We start from the raw sequence: 16370 nt of genomic DNA on the forward strand, positions 1-16370 counted from the left end.
ATCGCCCGCTCAGCCCGGCGGCCGACCCCCTCGTGGCAGAGGGGACGGCCGCCGGGCAGCGGTAGCGGGTGGCAAATAGCGGCTAGAGGTACCAGCTCTGGGCCGGGTGATTGGGGTTGGGGTCGTGCGCCCACTGCTGTGCGGGAGCGCCGTCGACCTTGCTGGAGTTCTCGATCTCCAGGGTCTTGCCGCTGTTGACGTTGGTGATGTTCCAGTTGCCCGTGGTGCCGATCGACTGAATGGTCCACCGCTGGGTCGCGATGCCCCCGCAGGTCCACTGCTGGGCGCGGGCGCCGTTGTCGGGGCTGGAGTTGTTGATCTCCAGGCACTTGCCGCTGTTGGCGTTGACGATCTCGTAGGCGCCTTCGGTGGTCGTGGGCCGGAATTGCCATTGGGCTCCGGCCTGGCCGAGGCAGGCCCACTGCTGGGCCACCGCGCCGTTGTCCGTGCTGGAGTTGTTGATCTCCAGGCAGGAGCGGCTGCCCACGTTGTGGATCAGACCTCCGGTGGGCAGCGTGGGTGCCTTGCCGTTGTCGGGCAGCGGGGCGGGAGCGGGCAGGGCGGCTGTGCCGAGGCTGGTGGTGGTCCAGCGCTGGGCGTCGATGTCCGCGCAGTCCCACAGCTGGAGCTGGGTCTTATTGGCGAGGGTGTTGTTGTTGCGGTCCAGGCAGCGCTGGGCGTTGATGTTGAGGTATCCGCCGTCGGCGCGGACCTGCCACTGCTGGTTCGGGGTGCCCTTACAGGTCATGAGCTGAATGAGGGTCCCGTTGGCCGTGCCGCTGTTGGTCGCCTCTACGCACTTGCCCTGGATGCGCAGGGTGCCGTCGTCACGCGAGGTGATCTGCTGCGCGGCGGTCTGGTTGCAGGTGTAGATCTGGATCTTGGTGCTGTCGGCGGTCTGCCCGTTGTCGGTGTCGATGCACGTGGTGGCAGCGCTGGTGACGGTCACGGGGCCGACCGCATCGGGGGCGGTGATGGAAGCTGCGTACGGATAGACGGCGAGGTTGCTGACGCCTCCGTAAAGGCCCTGGCCCATGGGGCTCGGTGCGCCCTTGGCCTGGAAGCGGCCGAAGACGAGGGGGCCGCTCGGGGCCGGGCTGTTGGCCTTGCTGTGCTGCCCGGAGCCGACCAGTACGCCGTTCGCGTACAGGCTCATCCGCCCGGTGGTCGCGTTGTAGACGGCGGTGAGTCGGGTCCAGACGTTGGGGTTGATGCGGGCTTGGGCGTTGATGGCGTCCGTGTTGTCGTACTGCCAGCCGGTCGTGGGCTTGGTCGGGTTGGTGAGGGCGAAGCGCCAGGTGCTGCCGTCGGGGTCGGGGTAGAGGAGGAAGTCGCTGCGCTGGGTGCTGGTGTTGTCCTGGCTGACGATCACGCCGCCCGCGCCCGAGGCCTTCGCCCAGGTGCTGATGGTGAAGCTGTTGCGGGTGTCGATCACTGACGCGGCGGTGGTGAGTGTCGACTGCGGGCCGTTGAACGCGGCGTAGCCGGTGCGGCGGCCGTCGATTACCCCCGTCGGCCAGGTGAGGTTCGCCGGGGTTGCCGGGTAGGAGCCCGTGCTGCTCACCACGGTGCCGTTCGAGGCTGGGCCGGTCAGCTCCCATGCTGCCGTGGGCCTGTTCAGATTGCCCTGGGGCGTTGCGACGGTGGCGAGGCCCGTGACGTCGGGGTGGGGCACCTGTGTGGTGGGGGCGGTGCCGGTGCCCTTCCAGGAGACGAGCTGCTGGTTGGTGTCAACGGCCCACAGGTCCGGGATGCCATCGCCGGTGAGGTCGCCGTCGGAGCCGACGCGCGGGAAGCGCGCGGGATCAATGGTGGCCAGGACAGCGCCCTGGGCAGGGTTTGCGAGCGCCGTCAGGTCGGGAGCCGCAGTCGTGCCCTTGACGGGGAGGACACGGACGGTGCCGTCGGTCTTCGAGCGGGCCCACAGCGTCGGCAGGTCGGTGCCCTTCGCACGCCCCGGGGTGATCAGCTCGTAGCCATCCCACTGCTGGTCGTTGCCGGAAAGCAGGACGGCCTGAGGTTCGAGCTCGTCGGGGAATCCCGCCCGGCCCAGCCACAGCCGACCATTCTCCACGAACAGCAGCGTAGATCGGTGCAGGGCGTACTGACCGGTGCCCGCCTGGATGGCAGAGTCACCGTCCAACGCACCAAAGGCAGCGATCTGAGTGACCTTCGACCAGTCAGTCCCGAAGCCGGACCCGGAGCAGGACACACTGGTCGATCCGTCCGGCATGGCACAGCTGGTGGGCTTTGCGATGCCGGTCTGGGCCTGGCCGTCGAAACGCCCGCTGTTCGGGTCGTTGGGGTAGAGATAAAGGTTGGCGTCGCCTGGTTGGTGGGCGATCAGATCGTCGACGTTCTTGTAGCCGAGGCTGCCCCGGTGGGTGGTCTGGGTGTTCGTCCAGCCGTTCCCGGTCGGAGACGCCTTGAAGCCAGCCCGCGGGTCGGTGTCGTCCCCCACGAACGGCGCGGTGGGGGAGGTGTTGGGGTCGGTGCCGCCGCTGATCCGGCGCAGGTCGCCTGCGGAGTCCGACAGCAGGACGTCCGGGACACGGTCGCCGCTGACGTCACCGAAGACGGGCTTGGTGGGGTTGTTCGGGTTGGACGGCGCGTAGTAGCTGTACACGGCGGGTTGGGACAGGTTGCCCGCGTCGTCCTGCGTCTGCAGGTAGACGAAGTTCGTGCCCCACTGCGCGGGCGTGACCTGGATGTCAGCCGTGCCGTTGGTCAGCTTGACGATGCCCGCGGTGGTGTCGGTGCACTTCCAGCCCGTCGAGGCGGCTCTGACCGGGTCGGTGGTCCAGCGGGCACAGGCCAGCCCCGAGGAGCGGCCGCCACCCACGGGAGCGGGATCGGTCCCGGTGAGGGTGAACGTTCCCGCCTCGCCGACGTACTTGACCGGCTTGGCGTTGAGCGTGCCCGAAGCCGGGAAGTCGGTGGACACCACGGCGGCGGTGGGCGGTGTGCGGTCGACCTGGAAGTAGCAGGGGGTGCTGGGGTCGCTGGGGAGCGTGTCGTCCGTGGTCTGGGCCTGCCAGCCGTAGCGGTGGCCGTCGGTCAGGGCGCCGGAAGTGACCGTGACGTCTCCGCTGGCGACCCAGCCGGTGGCGAAGTTCGAGGTGCTGTTGCCGTTGTCGTTGTCCCAGAGCTTGAAATTGGTGTTGAGGGTCTGAGGGGTGGGCGTGGGCGAGTTGGCGTTCACCGTGAGCGCGGTGCTGGTGTTGGCTCCGAGCCAGCCCGCGCTGTCCCACGGGCTGCAGGGCGCGTAGCTGTTGGTGCTCGCGAACCCGGGCGTCGGCCCCGTGCGGGGGTTGCTCACGGTGGGCTTGATGTCGTACGTGATGACAAGGTGCGGGGCCTGGCCGCTCTTGGCGCTGAAGCGCTGGCGGTAGTACTTGTTGCCTTCGTCGTCGGGGGCGAAGCCGAAGGTGAAGTTGGACCAGCCGTTGGCGACGGCAGTCTTGATGGTGTCGCGGACGCCGTAGTCGATCTCGCCGGTACCCGACCACCACACCGTGCCGATGTTCCGGCAGCCGGCCATGACGGAACCAGTGCCGCACGGCTGGTGGCTCCAGCTGGTCGGGTCGCTGATGGTGCCCGTGTCGTACAGGCTCATCGGGGTGCTGGTGGACGGGCTGGCGGAACTGACGATCGTCGCCTTCAGCCGTGCTTCGAGCACCACCGCGGACTGGTCGTGCAGGGAACGCGGGATGCCCACCTGGAAGTAGGCGCGGCTGCGCCCCTCGATGGTGCACGGGGGATTGCCGCTGATGTAGCCGCAGTAGCCCGCGGCCGGGGTGTCCTGTCCGTACTGCGTGCCGTTGTATTCGTTGGTGGTCGGGTAGGCCTCCTGGACCTGCGCCCAGGCCTCCATGCCACCGTCCGCGGTCGGGTTCCAGCCCGGGTCGATGAACCAAGGACCGGCGCCCTTGCCGAGGGCCTGAGTGTCAGGGACCAGGTCGATGCCGCCGCTGGTGGCGGTGGCCGCGACCTTGGCCACGGTGGCGCCCTCGCCGGGACCGTCGGAGGTGGAGGCGTCCGGGGTGGCATCGGCGGTCCCGGCGTCGGCGGCCATGGACCGGGCCGAAAGCCCGCTCGGAGCCTTCTGCACGGCGGCCGGCGCGGCGGAGTCCCACATCACCGGGGCGGGGGCGGTGAAGCGCGCCTTCCCGTCCGTGTCGGCGGCCCGGAGGTTGCCTGCCGCGTCGGCGTTCACCGTGAGCCCGTCGGCCACCACGTCGAGATGCAGCTTCTTGACCGCGGGGTTCGCAGCGGCCTGCGCGGTGTGCACCACCAGGACCTGACGCCAGCCGCCGAGCGTGGTGGCGCTCAGCTCCAGGTCGACATCGGGCAGCACATTCGCGTAGAGGGCGCTGTCGCCGTTGAGTACGGGCTTGGGGAGCGCGAACGGCGCCTTGATGGCGAGCATCTTGCCGTCACCAGTGGCCATGGTCGCCATCGGACCCTCACCGCCACCAGAGAACGCCAGCTTCGACGGCACGGCGGCCGGGGCGATCGTGCCGTCGGAGTTGACGCGGAGCGTGGGGTCGATGCCCTGCCATCCGCCATCAGCCTTCCGGATCCGCTGCGGAGCGATCGAAGCATTGGTGCTCAGGGTGCCATCCGGGTTGGCGAGGGTCTCCGAAGTCGCCGTGGTCAGAAAGCCGACCGAGACCGGTTTCCCCGTGCGCTTGGCTTGCGCCCGCGCCGCGTCGAGCGCTTCTTCGTCCGGGGTCCGAGTTTTGGGGGGTGAGGCGGGCCAGCCGGCATCGGCGGGGCCGAAGGTCCGGTCGGCGGCGGCTGCCGAGGCGGGGACCGCCAGAAGACCAAGGCCCAGGGACAACGACACGACACCGATGGTGGGACGCACCCAGGCCCTGGAAAGGTGTTCGCGCCGCGAGGCCCCGAGACTCGGTATCCACGACGGGGGAATTAATCGCCTCAAGGTTGAGGTTCTCGCTGCCAGCGCTGCACGTGCCATGGATCGCATGAAGCTTCCATTCAATCGTGTTACGGACCCTGACCGCTCTGGACAGGAGCCGTGAGGAGGCATCGCAAAGTGCCCCTGAAGGTAGCCAGCGAGAACCGCTTCATCAATGAAATTGATGAAGATCTGAGCCGGAACGGAAGATTCCCAACTACTGATGAACTCATGCGCTCTGTGAAATGGCGAGTGGAAACAGGCAGGCGTGGGTGAGGCTCTCGCCAGCTCTGCAGGACGATCTCTGGCAGCGATGACGTCAAGGAGATATCCCGCGGTATCACGGGATATCGACCGCAACGGCGGCCGCGACCGCTACCGGGCCTCACGCGCCGATACCGCCGCCCACGAACGCGGCCGCCGTCCGAAGCAGCTGAAGCTCGCCCATCGGCCCGCCCTGCCTGTGCTGGTGGAAGCGAAGCTCACCCTGCGTTGGTCGCTTGAACAGATCGCAGGCTGACTTCTCCGCCAGCTCCCCGGCGACCTGCCCATGCGGATCTCGCAGGAGGCGATCTCCCTCACGCCGCCGTCAAGCCATCGACCGCGCTCTCATTCAGCAGTTGTGGACGGGTCGTCCCATGCGCCGGCCGAAAGTCGCCGTCAGGCGCACCAGGCGGAACGTCACCCTCGACATGGTGTCCATCAGCGACCGCCCCTCCGAAGTCGAGGACCGCAAGGTGCCCACCCACCTGACCGATTTCTAAGGTCATACCGCATGAACACGCGCACCAGACGCTGGCTCCTCGCCCCCTTCCGGCAGCGGCGTACTCATCGGCTCATGAAGCAGCATGGGCCGCCCCTCGCCTACCCGACTGCGTGGGCTCTGATCGCCTTACGGCATGCCCCCAATGAGTTCTTCTTTGTGCAGCAGGCCGTACGCGAGGCAGAAGGGCTTGATGCTCCAAGAGCGAGGCACGACGACTGGAGCGCACTCAGCGGACCGGAGCGTGCTCGTAGGGACCGTTGGCTTCAGCGTCGGCAGATATCGCCCATCCAGCGACTCGGACCGAATGAGGAAGTGATCGAGCGGGCAGGTCTCAGCGTGGTCGACTAAGGGCTGTCCCGCAACGGACTTGGAGGGGCAGTCCTGCTTGAGCCCGGCGGGGTTGGTGCGGGCCGATACTGTGGAGCGGCGCATCGGAGTGGCGGTCTTGGGGGGACGAGTGGGACGCAGCAGGCTGCCTGTGGAGAACGCAGGCGATGGCGATCTCTGTCTCTTCATCGAGCCGTATGGTGAGGACTTCTACCTGAAACCCGGGGAGGTCTTCACGGTCGCACCTGAAGCCGAGGGGATCGATGTCTGGTTCTCCACCCTCGTCGGGGAGGGAGGCATCACGGTGTGGCCCTATGAGGACGGCGACCCGACCAAGATCGTCCTGGAGTACACAGTGACGGACGCCAACGGAACCCGGCTGGAATGCGGTCACCAGAGGCCCTCGAAGCCTGCTGGCTCTGACGTGGCTGAGCTGGGTTGACCCTCGCGGTCACTGGGTCAGGGCGAGATTCTGCAGTTGGGCGATGCCAAGCATGGCGTGTTGGACGCCGTCGCCTCTGAGTCGGCAGTCACGGGGGATCTTCCACGTCTTCATACGGGCGAAGACGTGCTCGACGCGGGCACGGACCTGCTTATGAGATCTGTTGTGCTCTTCCTTCCAGGGCGTGAGTTCGGACTGTCCGGGCTTGCGGCGGTGGGGGATCATGAGGCCGGTCCCTGGATATCCGCCATCGGCAATCGTGACTGCGCCCCCGACGGCGGCCTTGGCGCCCGACTCCTCCCAGGCCTTACAGTCGTTGCGGTTCCCGGGCAGCGGCCGGCCGACAATCACGACCCGGCGGGTGTCCGCGTCGATGACCACCTGGTGGTTGGTGGAGTAGCGGTAGTTCTTGGATCGCTGGGCGAGGGTGTGATCGCGAGTGGGCACGAGCGTTCCATCCACGATGAGAACAGTGTTTTTGCGGAAGCGTCGCTGCTGGATCAATTCCAGGCGCGGCCCCATGTCATCGACTACGCGGTCGACCGTGGACTTCGAAACGCCGAACAAGAGCGCGAGCTGCCGCATCGTCAGGTTGGTCCGCCAGTACGCATCGACCAGCAGCACGCGGTCCTCGAAACAAAGCGTCCAAGGACGTCCCGGCCGCGCTGAATGTGCACCTTGACGGCGCAGAGCAGTGACCAACTTGCTGAACTGTCGAGGGGTGAGACCGCTGAACGGACCTATCCAGGACAGCTCAGACGCCGTGATGACAACAGCCACGGGGTGATCGTCCCACCCATGAACACCGTTCCGGGACAGCCCTTAGGGTCGGCGAACGGAGTAATCGAGCCGTGGGAAGTGAGAGGTCCTACGCGTCCATCCGATGGACGGCGAGAGTCCCACTGCAGCCCTGATCGCCACATTCGGCATGAGGCGCGGTGAGAGATCTCCGGAGCTCTGACCTGCGGCGATCTTCTCTTCGTTCCAGAAAGAACGGCGGAGCGTTTTCAGTCGCTTCTTCGCTAGGTCTCTGACCTGGGCTTTTGAGGTTTCCTTCAAGCCCCACGAAGGCTACGCAGCGAACGCGGACCCCGCCTTCGAAGGCAAGGGACATTCACCCTTCTGCCGGCACACACGGGACCGAGGTCTGGCGCATGACGACGACCTCCTGAGCGTCTCCGAGCTCCTCGCCCGCGACGACTGGGACTGGTGCAGTAAGTGCGGCGGCTACTCGGCGCGCCGACTGACCGATACCCAACTCTCCTACTACCACGCTGCCCACCAACTCCACGACATCGCCGGCCAGCTTGACGACGGGCATACCTACCGCGCTCCTGTCGAACCAGAGGCTCTGATCAAGCAGCTGGACGAGCTCGCGCAAGGGGAGCCCGGCAGCCACGAGAGCTGGAGCTGGGACGACTCGCGGCGTTGGCTTGAGGTCGTTCGCGACTTGCGGCGCCGAGCCGAACTGAAGCGGGGGGACCACGCTGCTTCCTGAGCCGCGCACTCCCTGGCGGCCCGTTCACTACAGGCGGGCGGCCCCCAAGGCCCCGGTGGCCTCCATTGGGGCCCAGTTGGGGATCGGCGCACGCTTCGATGGGTGCACGGAGGACAAGAAGGCGTGGGCTCGATCCTGCCGTCTTGTCCTCCGCGGCGCATTGAGACTCTCGCAACGCTCAACGCGATCGCTTTTGAGGGTTCTTAGAGTACTCAAGCTGTTCATGGCCTACCCCGGGGTCTTCTACAGCGACGACGGGCAGATCCTGCGTGCGATGCAGCGGGCGTCCGGCAACGGCGGGCTGATCATGATGCACGCCGAGAACGGCATCGCGATCGACGTCCTCGTGGAACAGGCTCTGGCGCGCGGGGAGACCGATCCCCGCCACCACGGCGAGGTCCGCAAGGTGCTCCTGGAGGCCGAGGCCACCCACCGCGCCATCCAGCTCGCCCGGGTGGCCGGATCCCCCCTCTACGTGGTCCACGTCTCGGCGGAGGAGGCCGTCGCGGAGCTGGCGGCGGCCCGGGACAAGGGGCTGCCGGTCTTCGGCGAGACCTGTCCGCAGTACCTGTTCCTGTCCACCGACAACCTCGAAGAGCCCGACTTCCAGGGTGCGAAGTACGTCTGCTCCACTCCGCTGCGCCCGCGCGAGCACCAGGCGGCGCTGTGGCGGGGGCTGCGGACCAATGACCTCCAGGTGGTCTCCACCGACCACTGTCCCTTCTGCTTCCGGGGCCAGAAGGAGCTGGGCCGGGGCGACTTCTCGAAGATCCCGAACGGGCTGCCGGGCGTGGAGAACCGTATGGACCTCCTCCACCAGGCCGTCCTGGACGGGCACATCAGCCGCCGCCGCTGGATCGAGATCGCTTGTGCGAGCCCGGCCCGGATGTTCGGCCTCTATCCGCAGAAGGGCACGATCGCGCCGGGTTCCGACGCCGACATCGTCCTCTACGATCCGCACGCCGAGCAGGTCATCTCCGCCGAGACGCACCACATGAACGTGGACTACTCGGCGTACGAGGGCAAGCGGATCACCGGACGCGTCGACACGGTCCTGTCCCGGGGCGAACTCGTCATCGACCGGCGCGAATACACCGGCCGCGCCGGCCACGGGGCCTTCATCCACCGGTCCACGTGCCAGTACCTGTAAGCGCGCAACCCGCAAGGAGCCGCCCGATGGACTTCGGCCTCGTCCTGCAGACCGACCCGCCAGCCTCCCAAGTCATCAGCCTCATGAAGCGCGCCGAGCGCAACGGGTTCCGCTACGGCTGGACCTTCGACTCGGCGGTCCTGTGGCAGGAACCGTTCGTCATCTACAGCCAGATCCTGGCCAACACGCAGAGACTGCACGTCGGCCCGATGGTCACCAACCCCGGCACCCGCACCTGGGAGGTCACCGCCTCCACCTTCGCCACCCTCAACGACATGTACGGCAACCGCACCGTCTGCGGGATCGGCCGCGGCGACTCGGCGATGCGGGTCGCCGGGCGGGCCCCCAACACCCTGGCCCGACTGGGGGACGCCATCGAGGTCATCCGCGACCTGGCGGAGGGCCGGGAGGCCTCGGTCGACGGCAACCCCGTCCGGATCCCCTGGATCAAGGACGGGAAGCTTCCCGTCTGGATGGCGGCGTACGGGCCGAAGGCCCTCGCGCTCGCCGGGCAGAAGGCGGACGGGTTCATCCTCCAGCTCGCGGACCCCTACCTCACGGAGTGGATGGTCAAGGCGGTCCGCCAGGCCGCGGTGGAGGCCGGCCGGGATCCGTCCGCGATCACGATCTGCGTGGCCGCCCCCGCGTACGTGAGTGAGGACCTGGCCCACGCCCGCGACCAGTGCCGCTGGTTCGGCGGCATGGTCGGCAACCATGTCGCCGACCTGGTCTCCCGCTACGGCGAGCACTCCTCGATGGTCCCGGACGAGCTGACCGAGTACGTCAAGTCCCGGCAGGGCTACGACTACAGCCACCACGGCCGCACCGGGAACCCGTCCGCCGACTTCGTCCCGGACGAGATCGTCGACCGCTTCTGCCTGCTGGGCCCGCCCGAGGCGCACATCGAGAAGCTCCGCGCCCTGCAGGCCCTCGGCGTCGACCAGTTCGCCCTCTACAACATGCACGACGCCCGGGAAGCGACCATCGACGTGTACGGCTCCGAGATCATCCCGATGTTCCGCTGACTCCGGGGAGCGGCGTGGCGTGGGGTCGACCAGGAGGTTGGCCCCGCAGCGGGTTGCCGCGGCCGGGGCGGGTCCGTCAGTCGGAGGTCTTGATCTTTTCTGCTCGGCGGAGAGGCGCGCGGTCCAGGATGCTCTGCTCCCTCGTGGTGAGTGCGGGACCGTCGAGCAGGGGCTTGCGCGGGCCGCGGGCCGCGGCGATCAGGACGTCGGGGGTGCCGAGGACAGAGGCGGGCTTCTGCATCGTCATCACGTCCGTGAGCGCCTTGACCACGAGGAAGTTGCCGATGGCGGTGTGGCTGAGGCGGTGGACGTAGCGTGCTGCGAGCCTGTCGGCCAGGTTGGGCGTCTTGCCGACGGCACCCGGATAGAAGCGGTCCTGGCCGACGGCGAGCAGCCAGGCCGCGGCGGCGGGACGGGCCATCGCCTTCTGGGCCCGGGCCGCGAACTTGGGTGCGGTCACGGGCGTCTTCGCCGCGGTGTCGCGCAGGGCGAGCGCGCCGAGGGCGGCGGCGGACATTCCGTGGCCGTAGACGGGGTTGAGGCTGGTGGCGGCATCACCGAGGACGACGAAGCCGGCGGGCATCGCGGCCTTGTCGAAGCGCCGCTGCCGGTTGGCGGTCCGGCCGTAGACGACGACGTCGCTGATCGGCTCCGCACGGGCGAGGAATTCGGCGGCCAGCGGGTGGCGGACCCCTCCGGCGAACTCCTCGAAGAGGTTCTCGTCGGCGCTCGGCTCGGCGCCGCGGGTGCCGGAGAGACTGACGTGCCACTGGCCGTCTTCGATGGGGATGATCGAGACGACCTGTCCGGGCCTGCCTTCCCGGGGGTCGGCCTGGATGTGGATGACGGGCCAGTCGGATTCGGCGCCCAGAGGGGCGCGGTAGCGGCGGCTGGCGTACCGTACCCCGGCGTCCACGACGGTCTCGCTCACTGTGGGAGCGCCGATCTGCTCGAGCCACTCCAGGACCTTGGAGCCACGACCGGTGGCGTCGACCACGAGGTCGGCGTCGATCACACTCTCCTCGCCGCCCTCGTCGCGCACGTGTACACCGCAGACCTTCGACGCGCTGCCCACCAGCGAGGTGACGGTCGTGCCGGTACGCACGCCGACGTTGGGGATGGCCAGGGCCGCGGTGCGTATGCCCCAGTCGACGAGGTCACGGCTGGCGCCGATGAGGTAGTGGGTCTCGGTCCACCGCCGGAACCAGCCTGCGGCCGAGTAGGAGACCATGCCGTTGGGGATCGGTACGCGGTGGGCTCCGGCCTCGAGCCACCGCTCGGTCGTGCCGGGAAGCAGGGCTTCGATCGCGTCCGCGCCCCCCGACCACAGCATGTGGGCGTGGGCGGCCTGGGGAAGTCTCGGCCGGGGCACTGCGGTATCGGGCAGTTCCTTGTCGCGTTCGAGGATGAGGATTTCCACGAAGTGGGGCGCGAGGGCGGCGGCGGCGAGTGTACCGGCAAGGCTGCCGCCGAGGATGACGGCGCGGGTCGTGCCGGTAGTGCCGTAGGGCTGCTGGGTCATCGTGTGTTGCTCTCTAGGACTGCCGCTTCGCGGGTGGCTCGGACGATGAGGAGTATCGACAGAGGCGGGGAAAGGATCACAAGGCCGACAGCATCGAAGGCGGGGGAGCGTGCGGCACAAAGAGACGGGGGCCGTTCATGATGAATGTCTTCCCAGCGGGGCACCCGCGGTGGGGCGGGGAAGTGCTCCGTACTGGCGGGAGATGCGGGCGATGCCCCTGGTGCCGGTGGCGAGTACGGCGCTGAGTGCGGCCGTGCCCTGTTCCGGGAAGTCCTCGCCGCTCTCCGCAGCGGATTCCTTGGCCTCGATGGCGAACGCGATCATTATGGCCGCGGCCGCGGCCCACGCCTCAGGGGGGCTGACTCCGTCGTCGAGCGCCCTGTCGTGATGTGCCGTCATGATCCCAAGGTCGCAGTACGGGGCCAAGGCCAGCAGATCATCGTAGATGTCCGTTTCGCGGTCGAAGAGCCGGGAACCGAGCGACGTCCACCAACTGGCCGACGCCGGCAGGCCCATGAGGACGCGGAGCCTGCGCCACAGCGGTCCCATCCACCGGTAGGTCTGCCATGTCTCCCAGGCCTCGGCCAGGCGACGGCCCTGGGGCAACAGGAAGCCGGAGGTGGTCAGGACGGCTCCGACACTGGCCAGGGGCGGGGCGACGTCCGTGCTGAGGAAGTCCCAGTCGCCGCCCGTCCAGCGGGCGACGACCGCCGCGGCCTTGGCCAGGCCGAAACCGGTACTGAAGACGAAGCCGGCCACCAGGGTCAACAGGCCTGCCCGGAGCCACCCGTCGACCACGCGCGACCACCGCCAGCACATCACCGGCACGACCGTGCCGACGACGATGTGCCAGGTGAGGTAGATGACGATCATTTCGCGGATCCAGGGCGTGGACGCGTAATGGGTGTCCAGGTCCCGGAGCCGCTCCTCCGGGGCATCACCCAGGACGAAGCACAGGGCGAGCGAGGCGACGACCGCGCCGCACACGGCGAACCACCGCCGCACGCGGCGTTGGACCTCGACGCCGAATCCCTCGCGCCAGTAGGCGAGGAGCACGATGCAGCACGTGTTGAACACGCTGAGGATGGCGTAGACCAGCGGCCCGGAGACGTTCGGCAGCCCCACCGACCGGTTGACCACGATGATCGTGGGGGGCGCGGCGAAGGCGAATCCCGCGCTGGCCATGAGGAGCAGTCCCGCGACGGACCGCACCATGGGGTTGCTCCACTGCCGGATCAGCCCGGGGAGCTTGGAGAGGAAGGCGATGCCGAGGGCCGCCGCCGGTATGTAGTAGTCCGAGCCGTTCATCAGCCGTTGCCGAGAGAAGCCTGGATACGGGCGGCCGGACCGTGGAGGACCCGCTGCGTGGAATCGACTTCGACCAAGTGGCGAAACCGCCGGCCCAGCATGCGGCCGTACTGCTCGGCCTCGGCCTCGTCACCCCCCGCGGCGTGCGTCCGCGCGGCGACGAGACGCACGGCTTCGTCGAGGTCCGCGGAGGTCAGGACGTCATCGCCGATCAGACGCGTGGCCACCTGCCCACCCAGGGCGTAAGTACCGCAGTGGCCCTTGATCATGTGCCAGATCTCGTGCCCCAGGATGACCAGGGCGTGGAAGGGACTGGTGCTCTTCGCGACGACGATGATGTCTTCGGTCTCCCGGTCGAGCCAGAGCCCCGAGACGATGCCGAGGCCCTGCGGGAAGTCCCGGCGCACGATGCGCACGGGCCGTCCGGGATCGCCACGGTAGGCGGTGAGATGCACGGCTATGCGGTCGATGAGTTCGGTGATGTCGCGGGGTGCGGGCTCACCCAGGCCGGCGTACAGCTCATCGCAGAGCCGTACCATCTCCTGCTCCAGCCGCCGGTTCCTCACGATTCTCATCCCTGACTCCTCACCTGCGCACCCCATGCCGTTCGGCGTTGATCCGTGTTGCTCTGTGGGTCCGGCGCGGGCTCGCCCTCACTTCGGGCTCGCCCTCACGTCGTACTCGGCCGCAGGTCCCAGATTAGGCTCAGTAAGGGCCGTATCGCGGCCGGGGTTTCGGAGAAACCCCGGAAGGCGATGAACCGAAGCCGTGGCGCTCCCCGGGCCCCTCAGCCGCTGAGCGGCATGGTTGCCTCCGGCGCCGGGTTCTGGGACAGCCACCGCCCGTAAGTCCGGGTCATCCCCCGGTTCCGCAGCGTGTCGCGGATGAGGGCGAGGGATGCGGAGGTCCGGGCGCGGGGCGGGAGCCCGCGGGAGATGCGGCTCATGTGCGCCCGTACGAGGGCCAGTACGCCTGCGCTGGCGATGTCCTTGTCCCGCCAGTTGAGGCGCGGTGCCGCGACCTCTATGTCGTCCCCTTCCTGCCAGCGCGTGGGCAGGTCGGGGTGGAGCGCGAGGGCGGTGGCCAGCCCGACCATGGCGAATCCGCTCGTCAGGACCCGCTCGGCGGAGGCGCGACGGCCGATTCCTCCCGTCAGCATGAGCGGCATGGGCGCGGACGCGACGAGCCGCTCGGCTATCGCCAGGAAGTAGGCCTCCCGGTCGAGCTTCCTGTCATCGGCGGTGCGGCCCATGGTCGCCGCGCTCTCCATGCTCCCGCCGGAGAGTTCCACCAGGTCCACGCCGAGGCCTTCGAGAGACGCGAGTACCTGTTCCACCTCGTCGACATCGAAGCCGCCGCGCTGGAAGTCCGCGGTGTTGATCTTGATGCTTACGGCGAAGCCCGGGGACACGACCGCGCGAACGGCCCGCACCACCTCCACGAGCATCCTCGCCCTGTTCTCCAGGCTGCCGCCCCACTGGTCGGTGCGGCGGTTGACCAGGGGGGAGAGGAACTGGCTGAGGAGGTAGCCGTGGGCCGCGTGGATCTGGACGCCGTGGAACCCGCTCTCCTGCGCGAGACGTGCCGTGGTGGCGAACCGGCCGATCGTGGCCTGGACATCCTCCTCGGTCATCGCCGTCGGGCGGGCGAAAACGCTCGTGTGCTTCCCGAGGCTGACGCCGATGTCGGACGGCGCCCAGGCGACTCCGGGCAGGTCCGACCGGACCTGCCGGCCCGGGTGGTTGATCTGCATCCACACCTGGCCGCCCTCCGAGCCGGCCGCCGCGGCCCAGCGGCGGAAGGGGGCCAGGTCGGTGTCGGCGTCGAGAACGACCGTTCCCGGAGAAGTGAGGGCCCGCCGGTCGATCATCACATTGCCGGTGATGATCAATCCGCTTCCGCCGCGGGCCCAGCTCCGGTAGAGCTCCTCCATCTCCGGCCCGGGCAGCTGGCCGGGCTGGCGGGCGAGGCTCTCCTCCATGGCGGCCTTGGCCATCCGGTTGGAGATGCGGACGCCGCTCTGCAGTACGAGAGGTGTGGACAGATGCATGGAAGGTTCCCCTCTGGATGTCGTCACGCGACGTCGTTGTGGCCCGTGTGTACGGTGCCGTTCTCGGTTCGTGCCCAGCCCGGGGGCCGGCGCGTTGTGCGGTGTGCGGCTCAGCGGGCTCGCAGCTTCAGGACGTGGCCTGCTGCCGCCCGTACGCGCGAGAGGCGTGTGGAGAGGCCCGGGGTGACGGGCCCGGGCCGGCCCCGACCCATCATGCCCGTCCGGGGATCGGACCACAGGGGCGCGACCTCTTCGGCCATCGCCTGTTGGGCCCTGCGGGACGCCGTCGGGTGGCTGATGCCATGCAGGAGTGCCACGCGCAGGGCTCTGGCGGCGGCCTCGGCCGCCAGCGGCCCCCGCGCGTCCAGCGGGCTGAAGGTCGCCAGGGCGTCCCCCATGACGACGAAGCCGCGGGGCCCGCGGATACGCTCGTACCTGTGCCAGCGCAGGGCCGAAGTGGGTGTGGTGACCACGTCGCCCGCGGGCTCGGCCCCGGCGACGAGCCGGCCGACGGTGGGGTCCGCCAGGGCAAGTGCGGCATCGGCGAAGGCATCCGCGTCGGCGATCCGTTCACGATCCGGGGCGGTCTGGGTGACGGCCCACAATCCGTCCTCGACCGGGACGAGCACCGCACTGCGGGCGCCGTCCGCGACAGCGGTGACGGGAGTGTCCGCCTGTCCCTCCGGTGCCCGGTAGAGACGGCTGGCGGAGAACCCGGCCGTGCCACGTGAGGTGACGGCTACGGCGGCAACGCCGAGATCCCTCAGCCAGGTCCCGGTGCACGCGTCGGCGCCGCTCGCGTCGACGACGAGCTGCGCGGTGACGTCCTGCTCGGTCCCGTCACCGAACCGCACGCGCGCGCCGACCACGGCGGACTCGTCGCCGATGAGCCCGACGGCCTGCGCGCCGTCCAGGACGACGGTGTCCCGCTCGCGTGCGGGGTTGGCGACGACGAGCTCGCGCAGCACGCTGGTCAAGAGGCCGTGGCTGCACGTCAGCAGTTCACGGGTGCCCCAGGCTCGCGGGCGTGTCCGGGACAGGTGGTCCCCGGCCGGGAAGGGGAACGTCCGAGCACCGCGGCGCTGCAGCATCGCACCCGAGCCGTAGGCCAGATCGTTGATGTCCCACATCCCGCCGACGTGGAGGACCTCGCCGTGCCGAGCGGGTCCGAAGCGCGTCTCCCGTGGGGAGGCGGCGGGTTGGCCGCCCGTGAGCACGAGTACGTCGTAGCCGGCCAGGGCCACCACGGATGCGGCCAGCAGACCGGCGTACCCCGCGCCGATGATGAGGGCTTCGACGTGCTTCGGGTGTGTGGTGGCCATGGTCATCTCTCTGTGAAGGGGCTTTGCGAGGCGGAAGGA

Annotated in this window: 10 protein-coding genes and 1 pseudogene; 4 read left to right on the plus strand and 7 right to left on the minus strand. The window is 68.8% G+C overall.

Annotated elements, in window-relative coordinates; translation table 11 throughout:
* Positions 1-82: 82 nt before the first annotated feature.
* Entirely contained in the window at positions 83-4849 is a 4767-nt protein-coding gene (locus OG490_RS30075; protein ID WP_330299404.1) for an RICIN domain-containing protein, read from the minus strand.
* 710 nt (positions 4850-5559) lie between these two features.
* Between OG490_RS30075 and OG490_RS30080 the strand changes: the two genes are divergently transcribed.
* Positions 5560-5685 (plus strand): hypothetical protein, encoded by a 126-nt coding sequence (locus OG490_RS30080; protein WP_330299405.1) that lies wholly within the window; start codon positions 5560-5562, stop codon positions 5683-5685.
* Positions 5686-6165: 480 nt separating this feature from the next.
* Positions 6166-6456, plus strand: a complete 291-nt coding sequence (locus OG490_RS30085; protein WP_330299406.1) for a hypothetical protein — start codon at positions 6166-6168, stop codon at positions 6454-6456.
* A gap of 9 nt (positions 6457-6465) precedes the next feature.
* Here OG490_RS30085 and OG490_RS30090 read toward each other — a convergent pair whose 3' ends face one another.
* Positions 6466-7236, minus strand: a complete 771-nt coding sequence (locus OG490_RS30090; RefSeq protein ID WP_330299407.1) for a transposase — start codon at positions 7234-7236, stop codon at positions 6466-6468.
* 932 nt (positions 7237-8168) lie between these two features.
* On the opposite strand from OG490_RS30090, the pseudogene OG490_RS30095 reads away from it, so the two are divergent.
* Positions 8169-9104 (plus strand): annotated as a pseudogene (locus OG490_RS30095) (amidohydrolase family protein); the annotation flags it as partial.
* 26 nt (positions 9105-9130) lie between these two features.
* Positions 9131-10129: a TIGR03842 family LLM class F420-dependent oxidoreductase gene (locus tag OG490_RS30100; protein ID WP_330299408.1), complete on the plus strand. Its 999-nt coding sequence runs from the start codon at positions 9131-9133 to the stop codon at positions 10127-10129.
* A 76-nt stretch (positions 10130-10205) separates the two neighbouring features.
* Here OG490_RS30100 and OG490_RS30105 read toward each other — a convergent pair whose 3' ends face one another.
* The 5 genes from OG490_RS30105 to OG490_RS30125 all read right to left on the minus strand — a co-directional run bounded on the left by OG490_RS30105 (position 10206) and on the right by OG490_RS30125 (position 16331).
* Positions 10206-11651, minus strand: coding sequence for an FAD-dependent monooxygenase (locus OG490_RS30105; protein WP_330299409.1), 1446 nt, complete (start codon positions 11649-11651; stop codon positions 10206-10208).
* Positions 11652-11786: 135 nt separating this feature from the next.
* A complete protein-coding gene (locus tag OG490_RS30110) occupies positions 11787-12959 on the minus strand; it encodes an MAB_1171c family putative transporter (RefSeq protein ID WP_330299410.1) in 1173 nt (390 codons plus the stop codon).
* Positions 12959-13534 carry a toxin-antitoxin system, toxin component gene (locus OG490_RS30115; protein ID WP_330299411.1) on the minus strand — a complete coding sequence of 192 codons (576 nt, stop codon included), beginning with the start codon at positions 13532-13534 and terminating at the stop codon, positions 12959-12961. The genes OG490_RS30110 and OG490_RS30115 overlap by 1 nt, the downstream gene beginning before the upstream one ends.
* A 212-nt stretch (positions 13535-13746) precedes the next feature.
* The gene (locus OG490_RS30120) at positions 13747-15009 is read right to left on the minus strand and encodes an NADH:flavin oxidoreductase/NADH oxidase family protein (protein ID WP_330299412.1); all 1263 of its coding nucleotides are present in this window, start codon (positions 15007-15009) and stop codon (positions 13747-13749) included.
* 110 nt (positions 15010-15119) lie between these two features.
* Complete coding sequence (locus OG490_RS30125) at positions 15120-16331, minus strand: FAD-dependent oxidoreductase (protein ID WP_330299413.1); 1212 nt, start codon at positions 16329-16331, stop codon at positions 15120-15122.
* Positions 16332-16370 lie beyond the last annotated feature (39 nt).

Source organism: Streptomyces sp. NBC_00503, assembly GCF_036346895.1.
Taxonomy (GTDB): domain Bacteria; phylum Actinomycetota; class Actinomycetes; order Streptomycetales; family Streptomycetaceae; genus Streptomyces.